Here is a 25123-nt window from a genome sequence, read left to right on the forward strand (position 1 = left end):
GCATCTGTCAGATAGTGCTGGCCCGGCCAGCGAACACTTGATCGAGGAACTCCCCATGCGGATGGACAAGCTCACCTCGCGTTTCCAGCAGGCGCTGGCGGACGCACAGTCGCTGGCCGTGGGCCGCGACCACACCATCATCGAACCCGTGCACGTGCTGACCGCGCTGCTGGACCAGCAGGGCGGCAGCACGCGCCCGTTGTTGGCCCAGGCCGGCGTCAACGTGCCGGTGCTGCGCGAACGCCTTGCCGAAGCGCTCGAGGCGCTGCCCAAGGTATCGGGCCAGGCCGGCAACGTGTCGATCGGCAACGATCTCAACCGGCTGCTCAACGCCACCGACAAGCTGGCCCAACAGCATGGCGATGCCTTCATTGCCAGCGAATGGTTCGTGCAGGCCGCGCTGGACGACTCGGGCACCTTGGGCATGGCGCTGCGCGCCGCCGGTGCAGACAAGGCCAAGGTGGCGACTGCCATCGACAAGATCCGTGGCGGCGAAAGCGTGCAGTCTGAAAATGCCGAAGAACAGCGCCAGGCGCTGGAAAAGTACACCATCGACCTGACCGCGCGCGCCGAGAGTGGCAAGCTCGACCCGGTGATCGGCCGCGATGAGGAGATCCGCCGCACCATCCAGGTCCTGCAGCGACGGACCAAGAACAACCCGGTGCTGATCGGCGAACCGGGCGTGGGCAAGACCGCGATCGTCGAAGGCCTGGCCCAGCGCATCATCAATGACGAAGTGCCCGAAGGCCTGCGCGGCAAGCGCGTGCTGTCGCTGGACATGGGCGCGCTGATTGCCGGTGCCAAGTTCCGCGGTGAATTCGAGGAGCGCCTGAAGGGCGTGCTCAACGACCTGGCCAAGAGCGAAGGGCAGATCATCCTGTTCATCGATGAGCTGCACACCATGGTCGGTGCCGGCAAGGCCGACGGTGCGATGGATGCCGGCAACATGCTCAAGCCGGCGTTGGCACGCGGCGAGCTGCACTGCGTGGGCGCCACCACGCTGGATGAGTACCGCAAGTACATCGAAAAGGATGCAGCGCTGGAGCGCCGCTTCCAGAAGGTGTTCGTGGGCGAACCGTCGGTGGAGGACACCATCGCGATCCTGCGCGGGCTGAAGGAGAAGTACGCCGTGCATCACGGCGTGGAGATCACCGACCCGGCCATCGTGGCGGCGGCCACGCTGTCCAATCGCTACATCACCGACCGCCAGCTGCCGGACAAGGCCATCGATCTGATGGACGAGGCCGCCTCGCGCCTGCGCATGGAGATCGACTCCAAGCCGGAGGAACTGGACCGCCTGGAACGCCGGGTGATCCAGCTGAAGATCCAGCGCGAGATGCTGAAGAAGGAGAAGGACGAGGCCTCGCGGCAGCGCCTGGCCGATCTGGAGAACGACATCGATGCGCTGGAGCGCGAGTTCTCCGACCTCAATGAAATCTGGAAGTCGGAGAAGGCCGCGCTGCAGGGTGCAACCAAGATCAAGGAGCAGGTCGAGCAGGCCAAGCTGGAGCTGGAATCCGCGCAGCGCCGCCAGGATTTCGCGCGCATGAGCGAGATCCAGTACGGCCTGCTGCCGCAGCTGGAGAAGCAGTTGGCCGCCGCCCAGGAAGCCGAGCACAAGGACTTCAAGCTGGTACAGGACCGGGTCACCGACGAGGAGATCGCCGAGGTCGTGTCGCGCTGGACCGGCATCCCGGTCAACAAGATGCTTGAAGGCGAGCGCGACAAACTGCTGCGCATGGAAGAGGTGCTGCACAACCGCGTGGTCGGCCAGGAGGAAGCAATCAAGGTCGTCTCCGATGCCGTGCGCCGTTCGCGTGCGGGCCTGTCTGATCCGAATCGTCCGGCCGGCTCGTTCCTGTTCCTTGGCCCAACCGGTGTCGGCAAGACCGAGCTGTGCAAGTCGCTGGCCGAGTTCCTGTTCGACAGCGCCGACGCGATGATCCGCATCGACATGAGCGAGTTCATGGAGAAGCACAGCGTCGCACGCCTGATCGGTGCACCTCCGGGCTACGTCGGCTACGAGGAAGGCGGCTATCTGACCGAGGCCGTGCGTCGCCGCCCGTATTCGCTGATCCTGCTCGACGAAGTGGAGAAGGCACATCCGGATGTGTTCAACATCCTGCTGCAGGTGCTGGACGATGGCCGCCTGACCGATGGCCAGGGCCGCACCGTGGACTTCCGCAACACCGTCATCGTGATGACCTCGAACCTGGGCTCGCACCAGATCCAGGACATGTCCGGCGACGACAGTCCGGAAGCCTATACGCAGATGAAGGCCGCGGTGATGGGCGTGGTGCAGGCGCATTTCCGCCCGGAGTTCATCAACCGGCTGGACGACATCGTGGTGTTCCACCCGCTGGACAAGGTGCAGATCAAGCAGATCGCGCGCATCCAGATGCAGGGGCTGGTGAAGCGGCTGGCCGAGCGTGGCCTGCGCATCGAGGTCAGCGACGCGGCGTTCGAGCTGCTGGGCAACGTCGGCTTCGATCCGATCTACGGCGCCCGGCCGCTCAAGCGCGCGGTGCAGTCGCAGCTGGAGAACCCGCTGGCGCAGCAGATCCTGTCCGGCGGGTTCGTCGGCGGCGACACCATCCAGGTGGATGCGGCCGACGGGAAGCTGGTCTTCAGCAAGGGCTGATCGACTCTGAAAAAAAGGCCCCGGTCATGCCGGGGCCTTCTGCTGTCACTTGGCGACGAACTTCAACGGCCCCTTGTAGTCGGGCCATGCAATCGAGCGGTCATCGCGGACGTTGAGTGCGACCGGGTCGACCGGCTTTTCACCGGTGTCCACCGCGCCCTCGACCGAGACGGTGGTAAACAGCGTCGGGGTGAAGAAGGTCGCAAACAGCGTGCGTTCTTCGTCCACGATCAGCGGTTCCATGACCATGGTGGTGGTCTTGCCCGGTTCGATGGTGAACGCCATGACGTCCTGGTTGACGTAGGCACCCTTGGCCAGCACTTTTTCCACGCTGAAGCCGGTGTGGGGCTCGAACCCGACCGTGGTCAGGCGGTAGCTGCCGGCGGGCAGCTGCAGGGTCTGGTTGCTGCCATAGCGGGTCATGTAGGACACGTCGAAGTCGACGAAGCGCTTGTTGAGCAGGGTGACCACCATCTGCCCGTCGCGCAGGCCCCATTCGATGCCGCCGGTTTTCAGCTGCGATTCGATCTTGGGCTTGAGCGCCACTTCGGAACGGAATGGCTCGAGGTCCAGCACCAGCGTGCCCGTGGCGGTGCTGGTTTCGGCCGAGCTGGTGAAACTGCCGAGCAACAGTGCAGAGGCGAGTGCAAAGCGGAAAGCGAAGCGCATGGGTCGTCCTTGGTCAGTGTGGAATGAACTTGATGGGGCCGTGGTAATCCGGCCAGGCAATGGAGTCACGGTCGCGAAGCGTGACCGCGATCGGCCGCCTGGGTTTGCTGCCGGGTGCTTCGTCGCTGGCGTCCGCGACGCGGGCCAGCAGGGTGGGGATGTACATCGCCGGATGGAGTGCGTCTTCATCCATGATGACCGGCGCTACGTTCACCGTGGTGGTCTTGCCGGCCTCGACCTTGAACGAGGTGATGTTCCGGTTGACGTAGGTCGCGCGGTCCAGCAGACGTTGTTCACTGAAGCTGCGGCGAGGCTCCCGGCTTACCGCGGTGAGCTGATAGGTGCCCACCGGCAGCTGCAGTGCGTGCTGGTAGCCATAGCGCGTGGTGAAGCCGTAATCGAACTCCAGGTAGCGGGTGTCGACTACGGTGAGCACCAGCTGGTTGCCCTTGATGCCCCAGTCGACCCCGCCAGTCGGGATGAGCTCCTGTACGTCCTTTGTCAGGGGTACTTCCGATTGCAGCTTTTCAACCTGCATCACCAGCGTACCGGTGGCCACCTGGGCCAGGCAGGCGCCGCTGGCCGGCAGCAGCACGGCCGCCAGCAGGATGCGTGAGATGACGCGCATGTTCCGTCCTTGATCAGAGTCGCAGGGCCCCCCCCTGCTCCGCTCGCGGAGTATGCACGTTCAGCTCCCAGTTTGAAATGTGATTTCCTACATATAAATCACCCGTTCGCTGTCGCTGCGGGTCATGGCGCTGTCCGGCGCGCACTGGAAGGCCTGGGCGTAAGCGGGCAGGTTGGATGGGCCGACGTCCGCGCGGGCCGGCCCGGGTGCGTGGGGATCGGTTTCGATGTCCCGCGCAAGGCGTTGCGGCGTGAGCAGACTGCGGTGCTGCATGCCCCAGGCGAGGAAGAAGCGCTGTACGCGGCTCAACCCGTCGATCATCGGGTCGGGCTGGTTGCGGCTTGTTTCCTCCAGGGCGTCGAGCGCGAGCGCCAGTCCGCCCAGGTCGCCCAGATTCTCGCCTTGGGTCAAGGTGCCATTCACCTGTACGCCGCCCAGCCACTGCTGGTCGAATTGTCCGGCCAGCCGTTCGGACAGGACGGTGTAGCGATGGTGGTCAGCCTGGGTCCACCAGTCATGCAGGTCGCCGTCCAGCCCGAACCGGCTGGCCTGGTCTGAGAATCCATGGCTCAGTTCGTGGCCGATCACAGCCCCTATCCCGCCGTAGTTCACGGCGTCGTCTGCATCCGGATCGAAGAAGGGTGGCTGCAGCAGTGCAGCCGAGAATGCAATGTCGTTGTTCATCACGTCGTGGTAGGCGTCCACTTCCTGCGCGGTCATCCGCCACTGTTCGTTGTCCACAGGGCCGCCCATCATCGCCAGTGCCCTGGCCTGTGCGAACGCATCGGCACGGCGCAGGTTGGTGAGGTAGCCACAGGCTTGGGTGTGCAGGCCGGACCAGTCCGGCCACTGGTCCGGGTGGCCGATGCGCGGCCGAAAGGTGTCTGCCCTGCGCATCGCGGCGGCACGGGTTTCGGCATCCATCCACGGCACGTGCTGCAGGCGTCGCTTCAGCGCCGCCGTGAGCGCCTCGACCAGCGCGGTGACACGGGTGCGGGTTTCGCAGGGGAAGGCCACGCCCACGTACAACTCGCCGAGCGCTTCGCCAGCCACCCGCTGGATGGCGGCCAGTACCTGCTTCCAGCGCGGTGGCATCGCGTCCTCGCCGGTGAGGGCGGTGGCATGCATCGCGTGGTGCGCGCGCACGAAGTCATCGCCCAGGAACGGGCTGGCGGAATCCAGGGTGTGGAAGCGCAGGTACGCGCGCCACGTGGCCGGGTCGACCTCGGTCAGGGCGGCGCCGACCGCCTGGTGGAACCCCGGCGTGGCCAGCGAGAAGCGCGCCGGGGTGGGCACGCCCAGTGCCTGGAACAGTCCACTCCAGCTGAACCCCGGGGTCAGCGCGTCGGCCTCGGTTACGTTCATCGGGTTGTAGTACTGCACGAGGTCGGCGTTGAGTTCCTGCCACGGCACCGAGGCGTTGGCAAAGCGGTGTTCCAGCGCCAGCACCGCGTCGGCCTGGCGTTCGGCCTCTGCAGGTGCCTCGCCCGCCAGGCGCAGGATGTGGGCGACATGCGCGCGGTAGAGGCCAAGTACCTCCGCGTGCGCGTCGCCGATGTAATAGCTGCGGTCGGGCAGGCCCAGCCCACGCTGGATGGCGTAGGCGATCTGCGTGTCGCGGGCGTCCATGTCCGAGTCCACCAGGATGCGATATACCGGATTGAGTCCGCTCGCGGTGAGTGCGTGCAGGTGCGCTTCAACTGCCTGCGGTGTCTGCAGCGCGTCGATCGCGGCCAGTTCCTCGCGCAAGGGTGCAATGCCTTCGGCATTGATGGCGTGCTGGTTCATCCCGGTGGTCCACAGGTCGGCAATGATCTTTTCCACATGCGTGGGCATCGCCAGGCCGGCCGCCTGCTCCGCCACGCGTCGCTGTATCGACAGCGAGCGCTCCTTCAGCAGGGCGAGCATGTCCCAGCGCGACTGGTCGGGGGGCAGCACGGCGCGTTGGTGCCAACGGTGGTTGACATGTGCGTACAGCGAATCGCACGGCGACTGGGCGGGGTCGACATCGGCCGCGTCGAAACGCACCGGTGCGGGCAGGCCGTCGTCAGTGTTCATCGGCTGCACCTGTGCCTGGGCCGTGGACGTTGCCTGGCACGCGTTGGATCCTTCCCCACGCCCCCGCTGCAGGCCGGCCTGCCACCCCACCCACCCGCTGACCGCGCTGCTGGCCAGGGCAGTCAGCGCTGCACCGCCCAGGATCTTCGCGCATTGGCGCGGCTGCGCGATGCAGCCGGCGGCGGCGCCGTTGCCCATGGTGTGCAGGGTCGTCTCCTGCATCGGTATGGCGCTGTAGGGATCGGTGCGCACCGCAGCCGCGCCGGGCAGCAACGCAGGTGCTGTTGGCGGCGCCGGGGTGGCATGTGCCACGGCGGGCCGCAGCGATCCGAGCAGCATCAGCCCGGTGAACACGTCGGAGGCATTGCGCATGCGCAGCAGCGGCGTCATCGTGCCGAACCGCCGCGTCTTGCCGTGCTGCTGCGGCGGCTGCCGCCCCTTCAGTTGTCCTGCGAAATCGCCCTGGTTGCGGCGGTGGTGGACGGAATCAACGGGCATGACAGGGCCTCCAATGGCAATCGAACGGTGCCTGCCGTGTGCAGGCGCCCTGCGATGTTGTCCGCGCACGCACGCGGCGCCCATAGGAGTTTTACGAAATGAGCAGAAGGCTTCTGCGTGTCACGGTGCAGGCGAATGCAGCCAGGCGTCGAGGGTGCGCTCAAGCACGGCCAGCGCATCCATCGCGCGCGGGACGTTCACCTGGTGCAGCTGGTCCCGTCCGTTATGGATGCGCGCCATGCTGGGCGATTCGGGCAGTGCCCTGTACGCCTGCATTGCCCGGTCCATCACGTCCAGCCGCGCATCCATCTCCTGCGTGGCGACGGGATCGAGCGTGCCCTGCAGGTACTCCTCGAAGCGGCTCCAGTCCACCGCCGTGTTGGCCACCCACAGACGCGCCCGCGCCTGCTGCACCTCGCGTTCGAGTGCGATGTCGCGTTCATCGGCCAGGTTCATGCCCAGCGCCGGTATGCCTTCGCGCTGGAAGGCGATGTGGTCGGACTGCATGGCCCAGCCGCTGCTGTCGAACACCTGCAGTCCGACGTCGGCTGCCGCGCGTTCCAGTTGCTGGCGAAGCTGCGCTTCTGCAGCGCTGACCTCGGCTGCGGGCGGCAGCACGCTGCGCGAATCGCCGTCCATGTACAGATGGTGGCGGTCCGAGCCGGTGAGGGTGATGCCTTCGCCGCGCCCGATCATGTCCAGGTTGAGCGCCACGTCCGGACACGTGCCGCGCGCCAGGCACTGCTGCACGAACGCCTTGCTGCCATACAGGCCACGCTCCTCCATGTCCGAGACCATCAGCTGCACGCGCATGCCGGCGGGCAGGGTGCTGTCGCGCAGCGTGCGGGCCAGGGCCAGCAGCGCAGCCAGGCTGCTGCCGTTGTCGTTGGCGCCGCTTGATCCGTCATGGGCGCCGGTCATGTCGCCGTGGGCGAGCAGCAACAGCGTCCGCGACGGCGTACCGGCACCACTGAACTCCAGCATCAGGTTGCAGCCGATGTAGGGGCGTTCGAACCCGAAGATGTCGCGTGCGGTGCCATTGAACGGCAGCTGCAGCAGCGTGTGGCCGTCGTCTTCGAACAGCGCGCCGAGCGAATCGAAGCGCGCGTTGTTGGCTGCGGCCTCGCGGTCGGTACCGTTCGATGCGGCCTGCGCATCCAGCGTGGCCCGCGCGATCTGCTCCAGGTCCAGCTCGAAGCGCGCCTGCGCCGGGCTCACCGCAGCGGCGAGCAGGTCGGCGGCCCAGTCCATCCAATCCAGCACCGGTGCATGCGGTGCGGCATCGGCCCCGCTTGGCCAACCGCCCACGCCATGCGTGCCCGGGCGTTGGGCAACGCCAAGCGTCGCCATGATCCGGTAGCGGTCGGCCGGCGGCAGGTCTTCCAGCAGTGCGTGGATGGCCGGCCCGGTGCAGGCAGCGGCCTCGGTGCCGCAGTCGCTGACGATTTCCAGCAGGCGGTAGCGGTGCTCGGCACGCAGCAGGTCGTACAGGGCGTGTGCAAGGCCGTTCGATGCTGAGGGCGCGTCGTCGGTCTGGTCGCAGGCAGGTGCGGTTGCACGACCCACCAACAGGCCGGTCGCGGCGCTGCCGACCACCGCCATTGCGGCCACGGTACCGGCCAGCAGTGCCTGCGGGCACTGTTTCGGCTTGGCGATGCACGTCGCCGACGCGGCGTTTGCGATACGTTCCAGCGGCAGCGCGGCGGCGGCCAAGGGTTGGCTCGACATCGGCACGGGCTGGTAATCCGCGTTGCCCTGCGCATGGCCCACCGGCAGGAGCGCTGCGCCACGAACCGACGACGACACGGCATCGGGCCGACCTGCAGGTGAACGGCTGGGCAAGCGGCTGACGGCCAGCGCCGACGACAGGGCAAGCCAGGACGCCAGCAGACCGGGGCCGTTGCGCACCGTCAACGGGCCGCGAGCGGCGGCGCAGTCGAGCACCGGCGGAACCCCGCGCGGCTGCAGGTTGTCCGCAACCTTGCGGTCGAAGTGGCCTTGGATCTGGCGGCTGAGGGCAGGGTCGATCGGCATGGCAATCTCGTCGATGGCAGCGCGTCGGATGCAGCGCAGGTCGGGCGCAGCATGCAGGTGGGGTGGTCCCCCTGCCCATCGGACTGGTTGCAGATCGCGGGGTGCCGGTACGATCGTGTCAGGCAAACTGCGCAAGATCGGCCACGCATCTCCCCGGCCTGCGATGCACGCTGGACCCACCCCCGGATGGAGCCCGACATGAGCCGCCTTGCCCAGATCCGCCAGCGCCACGGCATTGATCGCGTCATCGCCCACCTGCAGGCCTGCCTGCGCCACGCCGAACCGCTGCCCGACCTCGACGCATTGGCCGCCATCGCGCACCAGTCGCCGTACCACTTCCATCGGCTGTACCGCGCGCTGACCGGGGAAACGCCGGGGCGCACCGTGGCCCGGCTACGACTGGCGCAGGCCCTGCACCTGCTGGGCACGCCCGATGCCCGGGTTACCGACGTGGCCCTGCAGGCGGGTTTCGAGAGTCCGCAGGCATTGGCCCGCACCACCCGGCGGGAGCTGGATGCCACGCCGGGCGCGCTGCGCGATGACGCTTCGCTACGCGCACGCTGGCAACGGCACCTGGCGCTCCCCGCCGCCGACCATGACGCACCGGCCGCGCCGCTGCAGGTGCAGGTGGCGATGCTGGAGCCGTTCGACGTGGTGGTGCTGCGCAGCCAGGGCGCGTTCGACGACCTGGACCGGGCGTTCGGCACGCTGTTCGCGTGGGCGGCCGACCAGGGCTTGGCCGAACAATTGCAGCAGCTGGTGGGCATCGCCTTGAACGACCACCGCGACGTGGCGCCGAGCGACTGCCTGTTCGACTGCGGCATGGGCTTCGGTGCGTTGCCGGTGACGGTACCCGCGCCGCTGCGGCGGCTGACGTTGGGCGGGGGCGCGCATGCGGTGCTGCGACATGTGGGCAGCTACGCCGGCCTGGAAGCGGCGACCGACGCGCTCCTGCAGCAGTGGCTGCCCGGCAGTGGCCGGGCGCTGCGCAATGCTCCGCTCTACTACCACTATCTGGATGACCCCGAAGCGGTCCCCGAGGCCATCCTGCGCGCGGACATCTGCGTGCCGCTGGCCGAGGCCTAGACCACCGGAATGGTGTTCTTGCCCAACGTGCGGTACGGCGGGGTCGACATGACCATTTCCGCGAGTGAGTACGCCAGTTCGCGCTCGGCCATGACCGTGCCGTCGGCGCCGTGCTCGAGCAGGTGCTTGACCTCGGCGTCGCTGTGCGCGCGGGCCAGCAGCGTCAATCCGGGGTTGAGCGCGCGCAGCTTGGCCAGGGTTTCGCCGGCTTCCAGCGGCTGCGGAATGGCCAGCACTGCGATTTTCGCGCGCTCGGGATGCGCTTCGGCCAGCACCCGGTCGGAGGCGGCACTGCCGCGGATCGCAGGCAGGCCGGCCGCATGCGCTTCGGCCACGTGCTCCTTGTTGTCGTCGATCACCAGTACCGGCACGCCACGGTCGCGCAGCACCTGGGCCAGTGCGCTGCCGACCCGGCCGTAGCCGATCACCAGGGCGTGGTCGTGCAGGTCCAGCGACGGCCCGGGCGGCAGGTCGGTTTCCACTGCGGCCGGGGTGGTTTCCTGGTGCTTCAGCAGCCAGCGGTCGAGCAGACCGAATACCAGCGGGTTGAGCATGATCGAGATGAGCGCACCGGCCAGCACCAGCGCCTGGCCGGTTGGCGGCAGGATCTTCAGGCTGACACCGAGCCCGGCGATGATGAAGGCGAATTCGCCGATCTGCGCCAGGCTGGCCGAAATGGTCAGTGCGGTACCGGTAGGGTGGCCGAACGCGCGCACGATGAAGAACGCCGCCGCGGACTTGCCGAACATGATGATCGCGGCGGTAGCCAGTACCTGCCACGGATGCTCGATCAGGATGGCCGGGTTGAACAGCATGCCGACCGACACGAAGAACAGCACGGCGAACGCATCGCGCAGCGGCAACGAGTCGTTGGCGGCCTTGTGGCTGAGCTCGGATTCGTTGAGCAGCATGCCGGCGAAGAACGCGCCGAGGGCGAACGACACGCCGAACAGCATGGCCGAGCCGAACGCCACGCCCAGCGCGATGGCCAGCACCGAGAGCGTGAACAGCTCGCGTGAGCCGGTGCTGGCGATGCGCTCAAGGATCCACGGAATCACCCGGCGCCCGACCACCAGCATGACCGCGACGAACAGGCCCAGCTGCACGAAGGTCCAGCCGATGCTGGCCAGCACGCTGCCCACGGTATGGGTTTCCTTGGCAGCGTCCGGACCGAACACGCCGGCCAGCACCGGCATCATCACCAGTGCCAGCACACACGCCAGGTCTTCCACGATCAGCCAGCCCACGGCGATCTTGCCGCGCTGGGTTTCGAGCAGGCGGCGCTCTTCCATCGCGCGCAGCAGCACCACGGTACTGGCAGTAGCCAGCGAGAAACCAAACACCACGCCGTGGATTACTGGCCAGCCCATCAGCCAGGCCAGGCCCCAGCCGAGCAGGGTGGCGACCAGGATCTGGCCGATGGCGCCGGGAATGGCGATCGCCTTGACCGCCATCAGGTCTTTCAGCGAGAAGTGCAGGCCGACCCCGAACATCAGCAGCATCACGCCGATTTCGGCCAGCTGGTTGGCCAGCGCCTGGTCGGCGACGAAGCCGGGGGTGAACGGGCCTACACAGATGCCAGCAACCAGGTAACCGACCAGCGGAGACAAACGCAGCTTGTTGGCCAGCGCACCCAGGATGAAGGCGAGCCCAAGGCCAACGGCGACGATGTTGATCAGGTCGGTGTCATGGTGCATCGGGGCTCGCAGAACAGGGGGATGCCCCGATTTTCACCGATGCGGCCTGATCCGGCAAACCGCGTCGCGATTTGCCGGATCAACCGGTTACCACTTGTAGGTCACGCGCCCATACACATACGCGCCATTGAACCCGTACGGCGAGTAGTTGCTGTACGGCAGCATGCCCCAGGTGGAGTTCTGCAGGTCGGCGGTGCGGTCCGGGTACTGGTCCAGGATGTTGTCCGCGCCGAGGGTAAGGGTCCAGTTCTCGCTGGGCTTGTAGGCCACCGAAGCGTCCAGCACCCACGAAGCGTCATAGGTCTGGTCGCGGGTCGGGGTGGCTGAATTGCGCACCGTGAACTCGCCGTAGCGGGTCGCAGCCAGGTTCAGGTCCCAATGATCCGAACGCCAGGTACCGCTGAGGATGGCCTTGTCGCGCGGGTAGCTGTCTTCGATGCGGCCGATCTCATCGCGGCCAATCAGCGACTGGGTCAGGCCCAGCGCACCGAACGCGGCCGGCGAGGCGATGAACTTCTTCACCTCGGTGTCGTTGTAGCTGTAGGCCGCGGTCAGTTCCAGCGAGCTCGCGCTGAACGGGAAGGTGTAGCTGGCGACCGCATCCACGCCGCGGGTACGGGTGTCCACGCCGTTGGTGAAGTACGAGAACGCGGTGACCTGCGGCAGGCCGAGCCCGGCCAGCAGACTGTTGGTGGCCGCATTGGTGGTGATGTTGGTGGACAGCACGATGCGGTCGTCGATGTCGATCTGGTACGCGTCCACGGTCAGGTACAGCCGGTCCACCGGCTGCAGCACCAGGCCCAGGCTGTAGGAGGTGGAGCTTTCCGCCTTCAGCGGACTGGCACCCAGCGCCTGCGCGGCCGGACTGGTGGTGGGGAAGGTGCCGCGTTCGACGAATGCCCCGTTGATGATCGTGCTGGTCACCGCCTGGTAACTCTGCTGCGCCAGCGACGGCGCGCGGAAACCGGACGATGCAGTGGCACGCAGCGCGAGCTTGTCGGTGAACGCGTAGCGGGCCGAGAGCTTGCCGGAGAACTTGTCGCCGAAATCGGAGTAGTCCTCATAACGGCCGGTGGCACCGGCGGAGAATTTGTCGGTCAGGTCCGCTTCCAGGCCCGCATACACCGCGTAGTTGTGGCGGCTGGCGTCCACCGCATTGCCCGGCGTGAAGCCGGCAAAGCCCTGTGCGCCGCTGCCGGTGTAGGACTCCAGCGCGCCGGGGCTCTGTTCCCAGTTCTCGCGACGGTATTCGCCGCCGAAGGACAGCGTCACCGGATAGGCCAGGCCCCAGTCCAGGGTCTTGGTGATGTCCACGTTGCCGATGTCCTGGGTGTATTCCAGGGTGCCGTCGTAGAAGTCGCGCGGGCTGGCGGTGCCCAGGCTGTAGTTGATGCTGTTGCGGGTGTGGAAGTCGATGCTGTTCTGGCCGCGGTTGTAGCTCACGTCCCAGGTCCAGCCGCTGTCGGTGTCGCCCTTGACCCCGGCGACCAGCGAACGGTCCTTGGAATACTGGTTGATTTCCGGGACGTAGCCGTCCGGGTACACCTGCGCCAGCAGCGCGCCCTGCGAACTGTGGTTGGGCGAGCGGTAGAACGCGAACGAGGTGATGTCGCGGTTGCTTGCCATCGCGGTGGCATAGGCCGAGACGTGGTCGCTGAACTGGAAGCTGGCGTTGGCCGAGGCGGCGGTCGCGTCCACCTGCGGGTCGCCCACCACGAAGGTGGTTGCACCGATGGCAGGGAAGTTGCCGGTGTTGGGGGTGGTGCCCTGATAGGGGCCGGCACGGTTGCTTTCGTCCTGCTGCAGGATCTGGCCGGCCACGTGCAGGCTGCCGCGCCCATCGGCGAAGCCGATCCCGGTGTCGCCGGAAAGCTGGTACTTGTTGCCGTCGCCCGCCGAATACTGGCCGGCGTCCAGCGCCAGGCTGCCGCCGGCACTGGAACCCTTGAGCACGATGTTGATGACCCCGGCAATGGCGTCGGAGCCGTACTGGGCCGAGGCGCCGTCGCGCAGCACTTCGACGCGCTCGATGGCCGAGATCGGAATGGCGTTGATGTCCACGGCCGAGGAACCCCGCCCGATGCTGCCGCTGACGTTGATCTGGGCCGAGGTGTGGCGACGCTTGCCGTTGACCAGCACCAGCACCTGGTCCGGGGACAGGCCGCGCAGCTGCGCCGGGCGGATCCCGCTGGTGGCGTCGGTCAGCGCCGGGCGCGGGAAGTTCAGCGACGGCAGGGCGCGGGCCAGCGCGGTGGCCAGCTCGGTGGTGCCGGTGGACTGCAGCACCTCGGGGGTGACGATATCGATGGGCGACTGCGACTCGGCCACGGTGCGATCGGCGACCCGGGTGCCGGTGACGATCACGGTGTCCAGGGTCGGCGCACTGGCGCGGGCGGTGGCGGACGGCGGGGCGTCCTGGGCAGCGGCGGCGAAAGCGGTGGAGCCGAGGGCAACGGCGACGGCGGCGGCAAGCGTACGGGTCTTGCGGTTCATCAGGATGAAGCTCCGGTTGAAACTGTCGCAAAAGCAACAAGTTACGTCGATCTGGCGGCGCGGGTGGGGAGGGTCCCGGGGAAAGCGCGGGCAGGGTCGTGGGAGAGAGACGAGGCCTGCCGCGCATCCCGGGGCCCGTCAAGTATTCGTTAACGCTAGAATTGCGTCGCAGGAAAGGTGCTTACCAGCACATTCCATTCCGTTATATGGACCCCCCAGATGATCTCCCTTCGTAACTTCGCCTTGCGCCGCGGCGAGCGGCTGCTGTTGTCCAACGTCGACCTGACCCTGCATGCGGGTTACCGCGTGGGCGTGGTCGGCCGCAACGGGGCCGGCAAGTCCAGCCTGTTCGCGGCCGTGCAGGGCGAACTGGAGGCGGACAAGGGCGATGTCGACCTGCCCGGCAAGATCCGCATCGCCAGCGTGGCCCAGGAAACCCCGGCGATCCCCGACCCGGCACTGCTGTTCGTGCTGGAAGGCGACACCGAGGTCGCCGCCGTGCTGCGCGAAGAAGCCGAGGCGACCGCGCGCGAGGACTGGGAAGCGGTGGCCAATGCCCACCAGAAGATGGCCGAGATCGGGGCGTACGACGCCGAATCCCGCGCCGGCAAGCTGCTGCATGGCCTGGGCTTCCCGTCCGACACGCATTCGCGTCCGGTCTCCACCTTCTCCGGTGGCTGGCGGGCGCGCCTGAACCTGGCGCGTGCGCTGATGATGCCGAGCGACTTGCTGCTGCTCGACGAACCGACCAACCACCTCGATCTGGACGCGGTGTTCTGGCTGGAACAGTGGCTGCTGAAGTACCCGGGCACGCTGCTGCTGATCTCGCATGACCGCGAGTTCCTGGACAACGTGGCCACCCACACCCTGCACCTGCACGGTGGCGGCGCCAAGCTGTACCCGGGCGGCTACACCGACTTCGAGCGCCAGCGCGCCGAGCAGCTGCGCCAGCAGCAGATCGCGCACGAGAAGGAGCAGGCCGAGCGCGCCCACCTGCAGAGCTTCATCGACCGCTTCAAGGCGCTGGCCAGCAAGGCGACCCAGGCGCAGAGCCGCATGAAGCGCCTGGCCAAGCTGACCGGAACCGAAGCGGTGCGCGCCGAGCGCGAGTTCCGCATCGAATTCGCCCCGCCGACCAAGCTGCCGTTCTCGCTGATCCGCCTCAATGATGTCGAGGCGGGCTACAGCCCGGACGCGGTGATCCTGCACAACGTGGGCTTTGGCCTGGAAGCGGGGCAGCGCATCGGCCTGCTGGGTCCGAACGGCGCGGGTAAGACCACGCTGGTGCGGACCCTGGTGGGCGAGCTGGACCCGGTGTCCGGCGAGCGTTCGGCGCATCCGGACCTGCGCATCGGTTACTTCGCCCAGCACACGGTGGAGTCGCTGCACGAAGGCCAGTCGCCGATGGATCACTTCCGCGACATCTCGCCGGATGGCAGCAACCAGGCGTTCCGCGATTTCCTCGGCAAGTGGAATTTCGCAGGCGACCGGGCGTTCGAGCCGGTGGACGGGTTCTCCGGCGGTGAGCGCGCGCGCCTGGCGCTGGCGATGATCGCCTGGCAGCAGCCGAACGTACTGCTGCTCGACGAACCGACCAACCATCTGGACCTGGAAATGCGCGAAGCGCTGGCCGAAGCGCTGGCGACGTTCGAAGGCGCGATCGTGATGGTCTCGCACGACCGCCACCTGATCGGCCTGGTCTGCGACACCTTCTGGCGCGTGGCCGACGGCGTGGTCGAACCGTTCGACGGTGACCTGGACGAGTACGCAGCCTGGCTGCGTTCGCGTCCGGCCGCACAGGGCACCAAGCAGAAGATGGCTGCCGCCGCGCCGGACCCGGTGCCGCCCACTCCGCCGATGCCGGCGAAGAAAGCGGTCAACCCGGTCAAGCTGGCCAGCGCCGAAGCCAAGGTCAACGAGCTGGAAAGCAAGCTGGCCGAGCTGGATCGCCAGCTGGCCGATCCGGCCATCTATGCAGACGCCACCCGCATGGCCGTGATCGGTCGCGACCGCGAAGCCACTGCACAGCAGCTGGAAAAAGCCGAAGCCGCGTGGATGGAATTGATGGCGTAATTGCATGCCGCCACGGCACTCGCCGCGGCGGCGCGCGTGCACGAAGCTGCAATGCAATGACGTGGTGCAGCGCGGCGCCGGATGTCGCGCGGTGCTGGATGACGCGCGATACCGGATGTCGCGCGATGCTGGATGTCCCGCGATGCTGCTTTGGTAGGGTCGGTTCCCAAACGACCGCCGACGTTGCCTGGAGGTGCTTTAACGCAGGGTGCCCACCGAAGGCGCCTCTCCGATGCAGGTCATGCGTCACCGCGCGTTGCACCGCTGCGTGCGGTCGTTTGGGAACCGACCCTACCGCTGGGTTTCCGTCAGGCGCGCTGTACTTCCAACCATTCGCGGAATCTGCGCGCTGCATCGCTTTCGGTGCGGGAACGCAGCCTGGTCAGCCAGTAGCTGCCCAGTTCCAAGGTCGCCGCGAACGGCTGCACCAGCCGCCCCTCGGCCAGGTCCTGTTCGAACATCTTCAGCGGCAGCAGCGCCACGCCGACGCCCGCTGCTGCGGCGCTGGCCAAGGTCAGCGATGAATCGAACACCGGGCCACGTGCTTCCAGCTCGGCGACTCCGGCAGCCTGCAACCACTGCGGCCATTCATCGCTGCGGTACGAGCGCAGCAACGGAACACCGGCAAGATCGCGCGGGTGCCGTAGTCCGCGTGCCACTGCCGGCGCGCACACCGGCGCGAACGGCGCCTCGAGTACCGGTGTACTCACCTGGCCCTGCCAGTCGCCGTCGCCGAAGCGGATCGCAAGGTCCAGGCCTTCGCCGGCCAGGTCGATGCGGTTGTTGTGGGTCTGGATGCGCAGTTCGATATCCGCGTGGCGCGCATTGAAGTCCGCCAGCCGTGGCAGCAGCCAGCCGGTGGCGAAGGTACCGACCACGCCCACCCCGAGCACCTCGCGGAAATGCCCGCCAACGAAGCGATCCAGGCTCACCGCAATGCGGTCGAACGCTTCGTTGAGCACGGGGTACAGCCGCGCGCCCTCGTCGGTGAGCGCCACGCCGCGTGGCAGGCGATGGAACAACACCGCGCCCAGGCGTTCCTCCAGCCCCCGGATCTGATGGCTCAGCGCGGCCTGGCTGACACACAGCTCCAACGCCGCGCGCGTGAAGTTCTGGTGGCGCGCAGCCGCCTCGAAGGCGCGCAGGGCGTTGAGCGGGAGCTGGGGGCGAAGCATCTGCGAGCCGTGAGGAATGTTGATGCCTGATGGTACCCCGGCACCCGAGGCATGAGTGCTACTAATGCCTCTCCTTGAAAATCCGCGCTGGTGCCGCGCCGGGCCGCATGCCGATACTGCAGCCCTGCCCACCAAGGAATCGCCCATGCTCGCCCGCCGCCACTTCCTGCAGATGACCGGCGCCGCCGCCGCGTCCGCCTTCGCCGCCACCGTCCTGGCCAAGGCCCCGCCGACCGTGCTGGCCAACGCCAAGCCCCAGGCCAGCGACTTCGCGGCGCTGGAAAGGGCCAGCGGTGGCCGCCTGGGCGTGACCCTGCTCAACACTGCCACCGGCGCCCGGGTCGGGCACCGCCAGGATGAGCGCTTCCCGATGTGCAGCACCTTCAAGTTCGCGCTCTCGGCCACCGTGCTGCACCTGGCCGACAAAGGCACCCTGTCGCTGGACCGGCGCCTGCCGGTGCGCCAGCAGGACATGCTCTCGCATGCGCCGGTGACGAAGCGCCATGTCGGCAAGGACCTGACCGTGCGCGACCTGTGCCGCGCCACCATGGTCACCAGCGACAACCCGGCGGCGAACCTGCTGCTGGGCGTGGTCGGTGGCCCGGCCGGGGTGACGGCCTTCCTGCGCGGACACGGCGACGCGGTGACCCGCAACGACCGGCTGGAGCCGGAGATGAATGAGTTCGCGCCGGGCGACCCGCGTGACACCACCAGCCCGGCGGCGATGGCGGCCAGCCTGCAGCGCTTCGTACTGGGCGATGCGCTCAGCACGCCGTCGCGGCTGCAGCTGGCCGACTGGCTGATCAACAACGAAACCGGCGACACGCGCCTGCGTGCCGGCCTGTCGCCCGCCTGGCGGGTGGGCGACAAGACCGGCAGCAATGGCGAGGACACCACCAACGACATCGCGATCCTGTGGCCATTGGCCGGCGGCGCGCCGTGGGTGCTGACCAGCTACCTGCAGGGCGCCAGCGTCGATGACGCCGGGCGCAATGACGTGTTGCGGCAGGTAGCGGTTATCGCGGAGCGGTTGATGCGCGGTTGATCAACCGTTCCCCGAATCCCGCACCGCCTGCAGAAAGTCCCGCCCCCAGCGATCCACGTCGTAATACTCCACGCTGCCGAACAGCTGGCGCATGCGACCACCGGCTTCCTCGTCGGGCATCGACAATGCCTGCAACAACCCCGCGGTGAGATCGGCCGGGTCATGCGGGTTGGTCAACACCGCGCCCTTCAACTCGGCTGCGGCGCCAGCAAACTCGCTCAGCACCAGCACCCCATTGGTGCCTTCAATCCCCTGCGTGGCCACGAACTCCTTGGCTACCAGGTTCAAGCCATCGCGCAGCGGCGTGATCCACATCACCTGCGCCGCCGCGTAATGCGCCACTACCTCTTCGAACGGCAAGGCCTGCGCGAAGAACCGCACCGGGGTCCAGTCCAGCCGCGAGAAACGCCCATTGATCCGGCCCACGGCCTGCTCGATCTGGTTCTGCAACGTGCGGTACACGGTCATCTCGCGCGCGGCCGGCACGCACACCATCAGCAGGGTGACCTTGCCCTGCCGCTCGGGATGCTGCTCCAGCAGGCGCTCGAACGCCTCCAGCTTGGCCAGCGTGCCTTTGGTGTAGTCCAGCCGCTCCACCGACAGCACCAGCTTGCGCGCGCCGATCTCACGACGCAGCTTGAAGATGTCGTTGCGCACCTCCGCGCGCGCCAGCACCGCATGGATGCGGCGCAGGTCGGTGCCAACCGGATGCGCACCCAGCGCTACGTCGCGGTCGCCCACGCGCAGGCGCGTGGTCATGGTGTCCAAGCCCACTGCGCAGCCGTAGGTCAGGAAGCGCGGCGCGCAGCTTTCCCAGGCCAGGCGTTCGGCCGGCATCGCACCGCGTACCACGTCGACGAAATTCTCCACCTGGCGCGGAATATGGAATCCGATGTAGTCGCAGCTGAGCAGGCTGCCGATGATCTCGCGTCGCCACGGCACCACGTTGAACACGTCGGCCGATGGGAAGTAGGTGTGGTGGAAGAAGGCGATCTTGAGGTCCGGGCGCAGCTCGCGCAGCGTGCCGGGTACCATCCACAGGTTGTAGTCGTGGATCCACACCGTGGCGCCATGTGCGGCTTCGGCGGCCACCGCTTCGGCGAACTTGCGGTTCACCTTGAGGTAGACCTGCCAGTCGTCCTCGCGGAATCGCGCGCGTTCCCAGAATGCGTGCAGCATCGGCCAGAACGCTTCCTTGGAGAAGCGCTTGTAGAAGATGTCCACCTCCTGCTTGCTCAGCGGCACGCGCGCGGCAGTCAGGGTGGGGTAGCGCTCGGCATCCACCTGCAGGTGGGTCTGGAACGGACCGCGCTTGGGATCGTCGATGCCCCACGCCACCCAGGAGCCTTTCTGGCCGCCTTCGAAGAAGCTCAGAAGCGAAGGGATGATGCCGTTCGGTGAACGCGGTGGGCGCTGTACCACGACACCGTCTTCCACGACTTCATCGAACGGCAGGCGGTGGTACACCATCACCAGGTCGGCACCTTCGGCACGCGCCTGTGCCGGGGCCTGCAGCCAGGCATCATCGGCGGCAAGCAGGCCGAAGTGTTCGATCGCTTCGAGAATCCCGCCGCAGCCCGGCGCCTGTGCATGGAAGGTGTGTTCGAGCGTGGCGGTGGCCTCGGTCAGCGCCGGCTCGGATTCGCCCACGCACACGCCGCGGAAGCCGGCGCGGTACATCGACAGGTCATTGAGGGTGTCACCGGCGACCAGGATGCGGTCGCGCGGCAGCTCCAGCAGGCGCGCCAGCGCGGCCAGGGTGCGGCCCTTGTCGGTGTCCGGCGGCAAAATGTCCAGGTAGCGGTCGGCCGAATACAGCACGTCGCAGCCCAGCGCCTCGGCGGCCGCCTGGATCTGCGCGCGCAGCGGCGCCAGCGTTTCGGGATCGCAGAAATATGAGCAGCGGCGCTCCTGAGGCACGTCCTGGCGCTGCAGCGCGGTGAACGGGCGCATCGCCGCAGCGACCACGTGTTCACCGGGCCAGTGCGCGTCGATCATCGATTGCAGGGGCTGCAGCGGCTGCAGGGTATGGCCGTCGACTACGGTCGCGCCTACGTCGCAGACCACGTAATCAGGGCGCGGAATGGCGGGATCGGAGAGTAGCGGCATCACCGCTTCCAGGCCGCGGCCGGTGATGAAGATCAGGCGGATACCGGGGTGCTGGTCGACCAGCCGGTACAGGCGGTGGCGCGCGGCAGGGTCGCCGGCGAGAAAGGTGCCATCCAGGTCGGTGGCGAGGATCAGTTGCGGTGCCGGCGGGGCCGACGTGGTGCGGGGTGAGGTGGGCGTGGCGGGTGTCGATACAGTCAATGAACTTCCTTATCAGGCGGGTTGGGAGGGGTATCCGGCGGTGGCGCGACGTCGGTTTCGGGCATCAGCTCCAGCGCCGCCGGCGTAGTGCGCAACATCAGCCGGAACACCACCGGATGCGTGCGCAGGCGGCTGAAGCTGAGCAGGCGCGCGGTGGTGAACAGGGCCAGCGCACCAAGCACGACGGCGAAGTACAAGGGCAGGGCAGCCGTGCCGAACTGCTGCATGGCCGCGCCGGCCAGCGCCGGGCCGATCGCCGCGCCCACGCCATGCACCAGCAGCAGGCTGGAGCAGCCGGACAGCAGGTGTTCGCGCGGCAGGTAGTCGAGCATGTGCGCCACCGCGAACGGGTAGAGCGAAAACGCCAGGCCGCCATAGAAGAAGAACAGCCCGAACAGCAGCCAGGTCTGCACCTGGACCATCGGCATGGCTGCGATCACCGCAATGCCGCCAGCGGCCAGGCACAGCGCAACCAGTCCGGTACGGCGGTCGTGCCCATCGCTGATATGGCCCAGCGGCCACTGCAGCAGCGCGCCGCCGGCAATGGCGGTGAGCATGAAGCGCGCCACGCCGTCGCTGTTCAGCCCAACCTCACCGGCATACACCGGCAGCAGTCCCCAGAACGCACCCATGGCCAGTCCGGACAGGCCGGCCGCCACGGTGGCGACCGGCGCCATCGCGTACAGGTGGGACAGCTTCAGGCGCGGCACCGAGGGCACTTCCGGCGGAATCAGGCGGGTCGCGGTGATCGGCAGCACCGCCGCGCAGACGAGCATGGCGATCAGCATGAACATCGCGATCGACGGTGCGTTGCTGACCATCAGCAGGATCTGGCCGAGTGCCAATGCGGAAAGATTCACCACCATGTACAGCGAAAACGCGCGGCTGCGCTGGCGCGGGTCCGGCTCGGCGTTGAGCCAGCTTTCGATCACGGTGTACAGCCCGACCAGCGCGATGCCGGTGATGATGCGCAGCAGCCCCCACAGCCAGGCGTTCAGCCACAGCGGATGCAGCAGCACCGCAATGGCGGCGAGGGCAGCGAAGAAGGCGAACGCACGGATATGGCCGATACGGCGGATCAGCGACGGCGCGAAGAAGGTGCCCATGAAGAAGCCCGCGAAATAACCGGACATCACCAGGCCCAACGTACCGGCACCAAAGCCGGCCTCACCACCGCTTACCGCCAGCAAGGTGCCAAGCAGCCCGCTGCCGGTCAACAGCAGCGCGACGCCTGCCAGCAGGGCGGTCAGCCGCAACATGCGCGCAACCTTCGTGGGGAAGGCGAACAGGTCACGCTTATTACCCTAACACAGACGCAATCAACCCTTTGTTGCAGTAAAACGACGGGGAATTTGCGCTGTGCGCGCATGCGGGCTAGGGTGGTTGCATGACTGTGCATCGATATCTTCCTCTTGCTGCGGCCGTGTTGCTTGCTGGCTGCAACAGCCAGCGCGACCAGGTAGCCCATGACGTTGCGATGGCCCCGGCCGACGCATTTCTTGCAGCCGTGGCCGCGCATTGCGGCAAGGCCTACGACGGCCGCGTAGTGGTGAATGAGCCGCGCAGCGCGACTCCCGATCCGTTCGACGGCAAACGCCTGGTGATGCACGTGCGCGGCTGCGATGACGCCGCGCATGAGATCCGCATTCCCTTCCATGTGGGCGACGATCATTCGCGCACCTGGGTGCTCAGCCGCACCGACACCGGACTGCGCCTCAAGCACGACCACCGGCACGCGGATGGCAGCCCGGACGCAGTGACGATGTACGGTGGCGACAGCAGACCGCCCGGCACCGCGCAGCGCCAGTCGTTCCCGGTCGATGCCGACTCGGTGGCGATGTTCCGCAAGGCGGGCATGGAAGCCTCGGTAACCAATACCTGGGCGATGGAAGTAGAACCGGACAAGCAGTTCGTCTACGAGCTCACCCGGCCGGGCGGCCGGAAGTTCCAGGTGGTGTTCGACCTGGCACACCCGGTCGCGCTGCCGCCCGCACCGTGGGGTGCGGACGTTGCACCAGCCCCCTGACCCACGGTAGAGCCACGCCCTGCGTGGCTGAACCGCCGACCAGATTCACCGCCGTGCGCCGAACCTCGCCCGGCACCCATTGCTGACCCAGATCTGGTTGCCACGGAAGCCCCAGGTGTTGTTTTCCCGGCACGGGCTGCCCGAGAGCTGCTGGATCAGCACCGGTCGGCCCCGGCTCATGTCCCAGGCACAGGTCTGGGTGCGGTTGCCGGTGCTGCTGCAGGTTACGGTGTAGTTGCTGCCCGGCCCGCCCGGATTCCAGCCGCCCCCACGGCCGTCGACGAATTCGGCCCGGCAGCCCCCGCTGACCCAGACCTGGCCGTTGCGCGAGCCCCAGTTCCGGTTCTGCACGCAGGCCGTATTGGAGAGCTGACGGGACAGGCGCGCGCTGCGCCAGCCCGTGGCGCAGACCCGCTGGCGGTTGTCGTTGCTTTCGCAGCGGACCACCCCGTTGTTGCCACCCCCGGGGTTCCAGCCACCGCCGCCGCCCGGGTTCCAGCCCCCACCGGACCCGCTCAGCGAGGTGGCAATGTCCTGCTTGATGCGTGAAAAGCCCCAGGACGACTGGTTCACCTGGTCGAGGTAGAAGCGCATCTGGTCGTTCGGGATCGTGCGGCCCCCCGACTGCTCCCGGTATTCCTGGGAAATGACCCGCTGCTGGTCGGTGATGGACAAGGTACGGAGGTTTTCCGGGGCATAGGCCCGGGCGTTGACCTGGGCGTGCAGGGTCGGGGCGCTGCACGCCAGGACGGCCGTGAGGCAGGCAATAGCGAAGCGGTTCATGGCAAATCCCCTTGCGCATGGTGGTTCCGGCACTATCTGCCCGGCCAGATCAAGCCCGTGTGACCGTCCGGATTTGCCCCAACGGGTCGCCGGCCGCAGAATAACGGGCTGACCGGTGCCGCCTGGCGCCGGCAATCTCCTGCGGAGCTTTACCCCCATGCGTACCCACTTCTGCGGCCTGGTCGACGAGACCCTGATTGGCCAGACTGTCACCCTCGCCGGCTGGACCGACGTTGCCCGCAACCTGGGCGGCGTGTGCTTCATCGATCTGCGCGATCATGAAGGCATCGTGCAGGTGACCGTGGAGCCGGAGAACGCCGACGTGTTCGCGGTTGCCGCCAGCCTGGGCTACGAAGACGTGCTGCAGGTGGAAGGCGTGGTGCGCAAGCGTCATGCGGTAAACGACAAGATCAAGACGGGTCAGGTCGAGATCGTCGCCACCCGCATCACCGTACTGAACAAGGCCGAGCCGCTGCCGTTCCACGCGCACGAGAACCCGGGCGAAGAAACCCGCCTCAAGTACCGCTACCTGGACCTGCGCCGCCCGGAAATGCAGCGCATGCAGCGCACCCGCATCAAGCTGGTGCAGGCCCTGCGCCGCCACCTGGACGAAAAGGGCTTCCAGGACATCGAAACGCCGATCCTGACCAAGGCCACCCCGGAAGGCGCACGCGACTTCCTGGTGCCGGCGCGCATGCACCCGGGCGAGTTCTACGCCCTGCCGCAGAGCCCGCAGCTGTTCAAGCAGATCCTGATGGTGGCCGGCTTCGACCGCTACTACCAGATCGCGCGCTGCTTCCGCGACGAGGCCCTGCGCGCCGACCGCCAGCTGGAATTCACCCAGCTGGACATGGAATTCGCCTTCGTCCGCGAGCAGGACGTGCAGGACTTCGTCGAGTCGATGATCCGCGCGATCTTCAAGGAAGTGGTCGACGTCGATCTGGCCGCTACCTTCCCGCGCATGACCTGGGCCGAGGCGATGCGTCGCTACGGTTCGGACAAGCCGGACCTGCGCATCGCGCTGGAACTGGTGGACGTGGCTGAACTGGTCAAGGACAGCGAGTTCGCCGTGTTCACCGGCCCGGCCAACGATGCCGAGGGTCGCGTTGCCGCGCTGCGCATCCCGGGCGGTGCATCGCTCAGCCGCAAGCAGATCGACGAGTACGCCGCGCATGCCGCCAAGTACGGCGCCAAGGGCCTGGCTTACATCAAGATCGCCGACAACGGCGAAGTCAGCTCGCCGATCCAGAAGTTCTTCAGCGAAGCCTCCTTCGCCGCGTTGGTCGCGCACGTCGGCGCAGGCAACGGCGACATCGTGTTCTTCGGTGCCGGTGGCTACAACAAGGTCTCCGACTTCATGGGCGCGCTGCGCCTGAAGGCCGGCAAGGACTTCGGCCTGGTCGCCGACGGCTGGGCACCGCTGTGGGTCACCGACTTCCCGATGTTCGAGTGGGACGAGGAAGAACAGCGCTACGTCGCCCTGCATCACCCCTTCACCGCACCGGCCGTGGACGACATCGCCGACCTGCGCGCCAATGCCCGTACCGCCGTCTCGCGCGGCTACGACATGGTGCTCAACGGCAATGAAATCGGCGGTGGTTCGATCCGTATCCACCGTCCGGACATGCAGAGCGCGGTGTTCGAGCTGCTCGGCATCGGCGCCGAAGAAGCCCGCGCCAAGTTCGGCTTCCTGCTCGACGCGCTGAACTACGGCGCGCCGCCGCACGGTGGCATCGCCTTCGGCATCGACCGCATCGCCGCGCTGATGGCCGGCACCGAGTCGATCCGCGACGTGATTCCGTTCCCGAAGACCACCGGCGCGCAGTGCCTGATGACCGGCGCCCCGTCGCCGATCCCGGACGAGCAGCTGGCCGAAGTGCACATCCAGGTCCGCCCGAAGAAATAAC

At 67.3% G+C, this 25123-nt stretch carries 16 protein-coding genes; 6 read left to right on the forward strand and 10 right to left on the reverse strand.

The features are described from left to right. The first annotated feature begins 55 nt into the window (after positions 1-55). Positions 56-2641, forward strand: coding sequence for an ATP-dependent chaperone ClpB (gene clpB, locus RYM47_RS05430; RefSeq protein ID WP_315386534.1), 2586 nt, complete (start codon positions 56-58; stop codon positions 2639-2641). Positions 2642-2686: 45 nt separating this feature from the next. Here clpB and RYM47_RS05435 read toward each other — a convergent pair whose 3' ends face one another. From RYM47_RS05435 to RYM47_RS05450, 4 genes are all read right to left on the reverse strand, one after another. Continuing rightward, the gene (locus RYM47_RS05435; protein ID WP_315386535.1) at positions 2687-3310 is read right to left on the reverse strand and encodes a hypothetical protein; all 624 of its coding nucleotides are present in this window, start codon (positions 3308-3310) and stop codon (positions 2687-2689) included. 13 nt (positions 3311-3323) lie between these two features. Beyond that, positions 3324-3938, reverse strand: coding sequence for a hypothetical protein (locus RYM47_RS05440; protein ID WP_315386536.1), 615 nt, complete (start codon positions 3936-3938; stop codon positions 3324-3326). 87 nt (positions 3939-4025) lie between these two features. Beyond that, positions 4026-6494 (reverse strand): M13 family metallopeptidase, encoded by a 2469-nt coding sequence (locus tag RYM47_RS05445; RefSeq protein ID WP_315386537.1) that lies wholly within the window; start codon positions 6492-6494, stop codon positions 4026-4028. Positions 6495-6614: 120 nt separating this feature from the next. Then, positions 6615-8528: a M28 family peptidase gene (locus RYM47_RS05450; protein ID WP_315386538.1), complete on the reverse strand. Its 1914-nt coding sequence runs from the start codon at positions 8526-8528 to the stop codon at positions 6615-6617. 198 nt (positions 8529-8726) lie between these two features. On the opposite strand from RYM47_RS05450, the gene RYM47_RS05455 reads away from it, so the two are divergent. Next, positions 8727-9614, forward strand: a complete 888-nt coding sequence (locus RYM47_RS05455; RefSeq protein ID WP_315386539.1) for a GyrI-like domain-containing protein — start codon at positions 8727-8729, stop codon at positions 9612-9614. Here the strand turns inward: RYM47_RS05455 and ybaL are convergent. Both ybaL and RYM47_RS05465 read right to left on the reverse strand, forming a co-directional pair. Next, positions 9611-11311 (reverse strand): YbaL family putative K(+) efflux transporter, encoded by a 1701-nt coding sequence (gene ybaL, locus RYM47_RS05460; RefSeq protein ID WP_315386540.1) that lies wholly within the window; start codon positions 11309-11311, stop codon positions 9611-9613. The two genes, RYM47_RS05455 and ybaL, sit on opposite strands and share 4 nt — an antisense overlap. Before the next feature lie 87 nt (positions 11312-11398). Then, a complete protein-coding gene (locus RYM47_RS05465) occupies positions 11399-13804 on the reverse strand; it encodes a TonB-dependent receptor (RefSeq protein WP_315386541.1) in 2406 nt (801 codons plus the stop codon). A gap of 219 nt (positions 13805-14023) precedes the next feature. On the opposite strand from RYM47_RS05465, the gene RYM47_RS05470 reads away from it, so the two are divergent. Beyond that, on the forward strand, positions 14024-15877 hold the full coding sequence (locus RYM47_RS05470) for an ABC-F family ATP-binding cassette domain-containing protein (protein WP_315386542.1): 1854 nt from the start codon (positions 14024-14026) through the stop codon (positions 15875-15877). Positions 15878-16185: 308 nt separating this feature from the next. On the opposite strand, the gene RYM47_RS05475 is transcribed toward RYM47_RS05470, so the two are convergent. After that, a complete protein-coding gene (locus RYM47_RS05475) occupies positions 16186-17052 on the reverse strand; it encodes a LysR family transcriptional regulator (protein ID WP_315386543.1) in 867 nt (288 codons plus the stop codon). A 145-nt stretch (positions 17053-17197) separates the two neighbouring features. Here RYM47_RS05475 and bla point away from each other — a divergent pair, with 145 nt between their 5' ends. Next, on the forward strand, positions 17198-18097 hold the full coding sequence (gene bla / locus RYM47_RS05480) for a class A beta-lactamase (protein WP_315386699.1): 900 nt from the start codon (positions 17198-17200) through the stop codon (positions 18095-18097). Here the strand turns inward: bla and ggpS are convergent, their stop codons facing one another. Together ggpS and RYM47_RS05490 are read right to left on the reverse strand one after the other, a co-directional pair. Further along, on the reverse strand, positions 18098-20341 hold the full coding sequence (gene ggpS, locus RYM47_RS05485; RefSeq protein ID WP_315386700.1) for a glucosylglycerol-phosphate synthase: 2244 nt from the start codon (positions 20339-20341) through the stop codon (positions 18098-18100). Positions 20342-20403: 62 nt separating this feature from the next. Next, complete coding sequence (locus RYM47_RS05490) at positions 20404-21666, reverse strand: MFS transporter (protein WP_315386544.1); 1263 nt, start codon at positions 21664-21666, stop codon at positions 20404-20406. A 128-nt stretch (positions 21667-21794) separates the two neighbouring features. On the opposite strand from RYM47_RS05490, the gene RYM47_RS05495 reads away from it, so the two are divergent. Next, the gene (locus tag RYM47_RS05495; protein ID WP_315386545.1) at positions 21795-22433 is read left to right on the forward strand and encodes a hypothetical protein; all 639 of its coding nucleotides are present in this window, start codon (positions 21795-21797) and stop codon (positions 22431-22433) included. A 45-nt stretch (positions 22434-22478) separates the two neighbouring features. Here RYM47_RS05495 and RYM47_RS05500 read toward each other — a convergent pair whose 3' ends face one another. Then, on the reverse strand, positions 22479-23216 hold the full coding sequence (locus RYM47_RS05500) for a DUF3011 domain-containing protein (protein ID WP_315386546.1): 738 nt from the start codon (positions 23214-23216) through the stop codon (positions 22479-22481). Positions 23217-23373: 157 nt separating this feature from the next. Between RYM47_RS05500 and aspS the strand changes: the two genes are divergently transcribed. After that, positions 23374-25122 carry an aspartate--tRNA ligase gene (gene aspS, locus RYM47_RS05505; RefSeq protein ID WP_315386547.1) on the forward strand — a complete coding sequence of 583 codons (1749 nt, stop codon included), beginning with the start codon at positions 23374-23376 and terminating at the stop codon, positions 25120-25122. Position 25123 lies beyond the last annotated feature (1 nt).

The sequence above is a fragment of the uncultured Stenotrophomonas sp. genome (genome assembly GCF_963519125.1).
Classification (GTDB): Bacteria; Pseudomonadota; Gammaproteobacteria; order Xanthomonadales; family Xanthomonadaceae; genus Stenotrophomonas.

What these genes read in the sequence shown, in the direction of transcription:
- clpB (WP_315386534.1), top strand. Translation starts at nt 56, where the DNA reads ATGCGGATGGACAAGCTCACCTCGCGTTTCCAGCAGGCGCTGGCGGAC.
- RYM47_RS05435 (WP_315386535.1), bottom strand. Translation starts at nt 3,310, where the DNA reads ATGCGCTTCGCTTTCCGCTTTGCACTCGCCTCTGCACTGTTGCTCGGC.
- RYM47_RS05440 (WP_315386536.1), bottom strand. Translation starts at nt 3,938, where the DNA reads ATGCGCGTCATCTCACGCATCCTGCTGGCGGCCGTGCTGCTGCCGGCC.
- RYM47_RS05445 (WP_315386537.1), bottom strand. Translation starts at nt 6,494, where the DNA reads ATGCCCGTTGATTCCGTCCACCACCGCCGCAACCAGGGCGATTTCGCA.
- RYM47_RS05450 (WP_315386538.1), bottom strand. Translation starts at nt 8,528, where the DNA reads ATGCCGATCGACCCTGCCCTCAGCCGCCAGATCCAAGGCCACTTCGAC.
- RYM47_RS05455 (WP_315386539.1), top strand. Translation starts at nt 8,727, where the DNA reads ATGAGCCGCCTTGCCCAGATCCGCCAGCGCCACGGCATTGATCGCGTC.
- ybaL (WP_315386540.1), bottom strand. Translation starts at nt 11,311, where the DNA reads ATGCACCATGACACCGACCTGATCAACATCGTCGCCGTTGGCCTTGGG.
- RYM47_RS05465 (WP_315386541.1), bottom strand. Translation starts at nt 13,804, where the DNA reads ATGAACCGCAAGACCCGTACGCTTGCCGCCGCCGTCGCCGTTGCCCTC.
- RYM47_RS05470 (WP_315386542.1), top strand. Translation starts at nt 14,024, where the DNA reads ATGATCTCCCTTCGTAACTTCGCCTTGCGCCGCGGCGAGCGGCTGCTG.
- RYM47_RS05475 (WP_315386543.1), bottom strand. Translation starts at nt 17,052, where the DNA reads ATGCTTCGCCCCCAGCTCCCGCTCAACGCCCTGCGCGCCTTCGAGGCG.
- bla (WP_315386699.1), top strand. Translation starts at nt 17,198, where the DNA reads ATGCTCGCCCGCCGCCACTTCCTGCAGATGACCGGCGCCGCCGCCGCG.
- RYM47_RS05490 (WP_315386544.1), bottom strand. Translation starts at nt 21,666, where the DNA reads ATGTTGCGGCTGACCGCCCTGCTGGCAGGCGTCGCGCTGCTGTTGACC.
- RYM47_RS05495 (WP_315386545.1), top strand. Translation starts at nt 21,795, where the DNA reads ATGACTGTGCATCGATATCTTCCTCTTGCTGCGGCCGTGTTGCTTGCT.
- RYM47_RS05500 (WP_315386546.1), bottom strand. Translation starts at nt 23,216, where the DNA reads ATGAACCGCTTCGCTATTGCCTGCCTCACGGCCGTCCTGGCGTGCAGC.
- aspS (WP_315386547.1), top strand. Translation starts at nt 23,374, where the DNA reads ATGCGTACCCACTTCTGCGGCCTGGTCGACGAGACCCTGATTGGCCAG.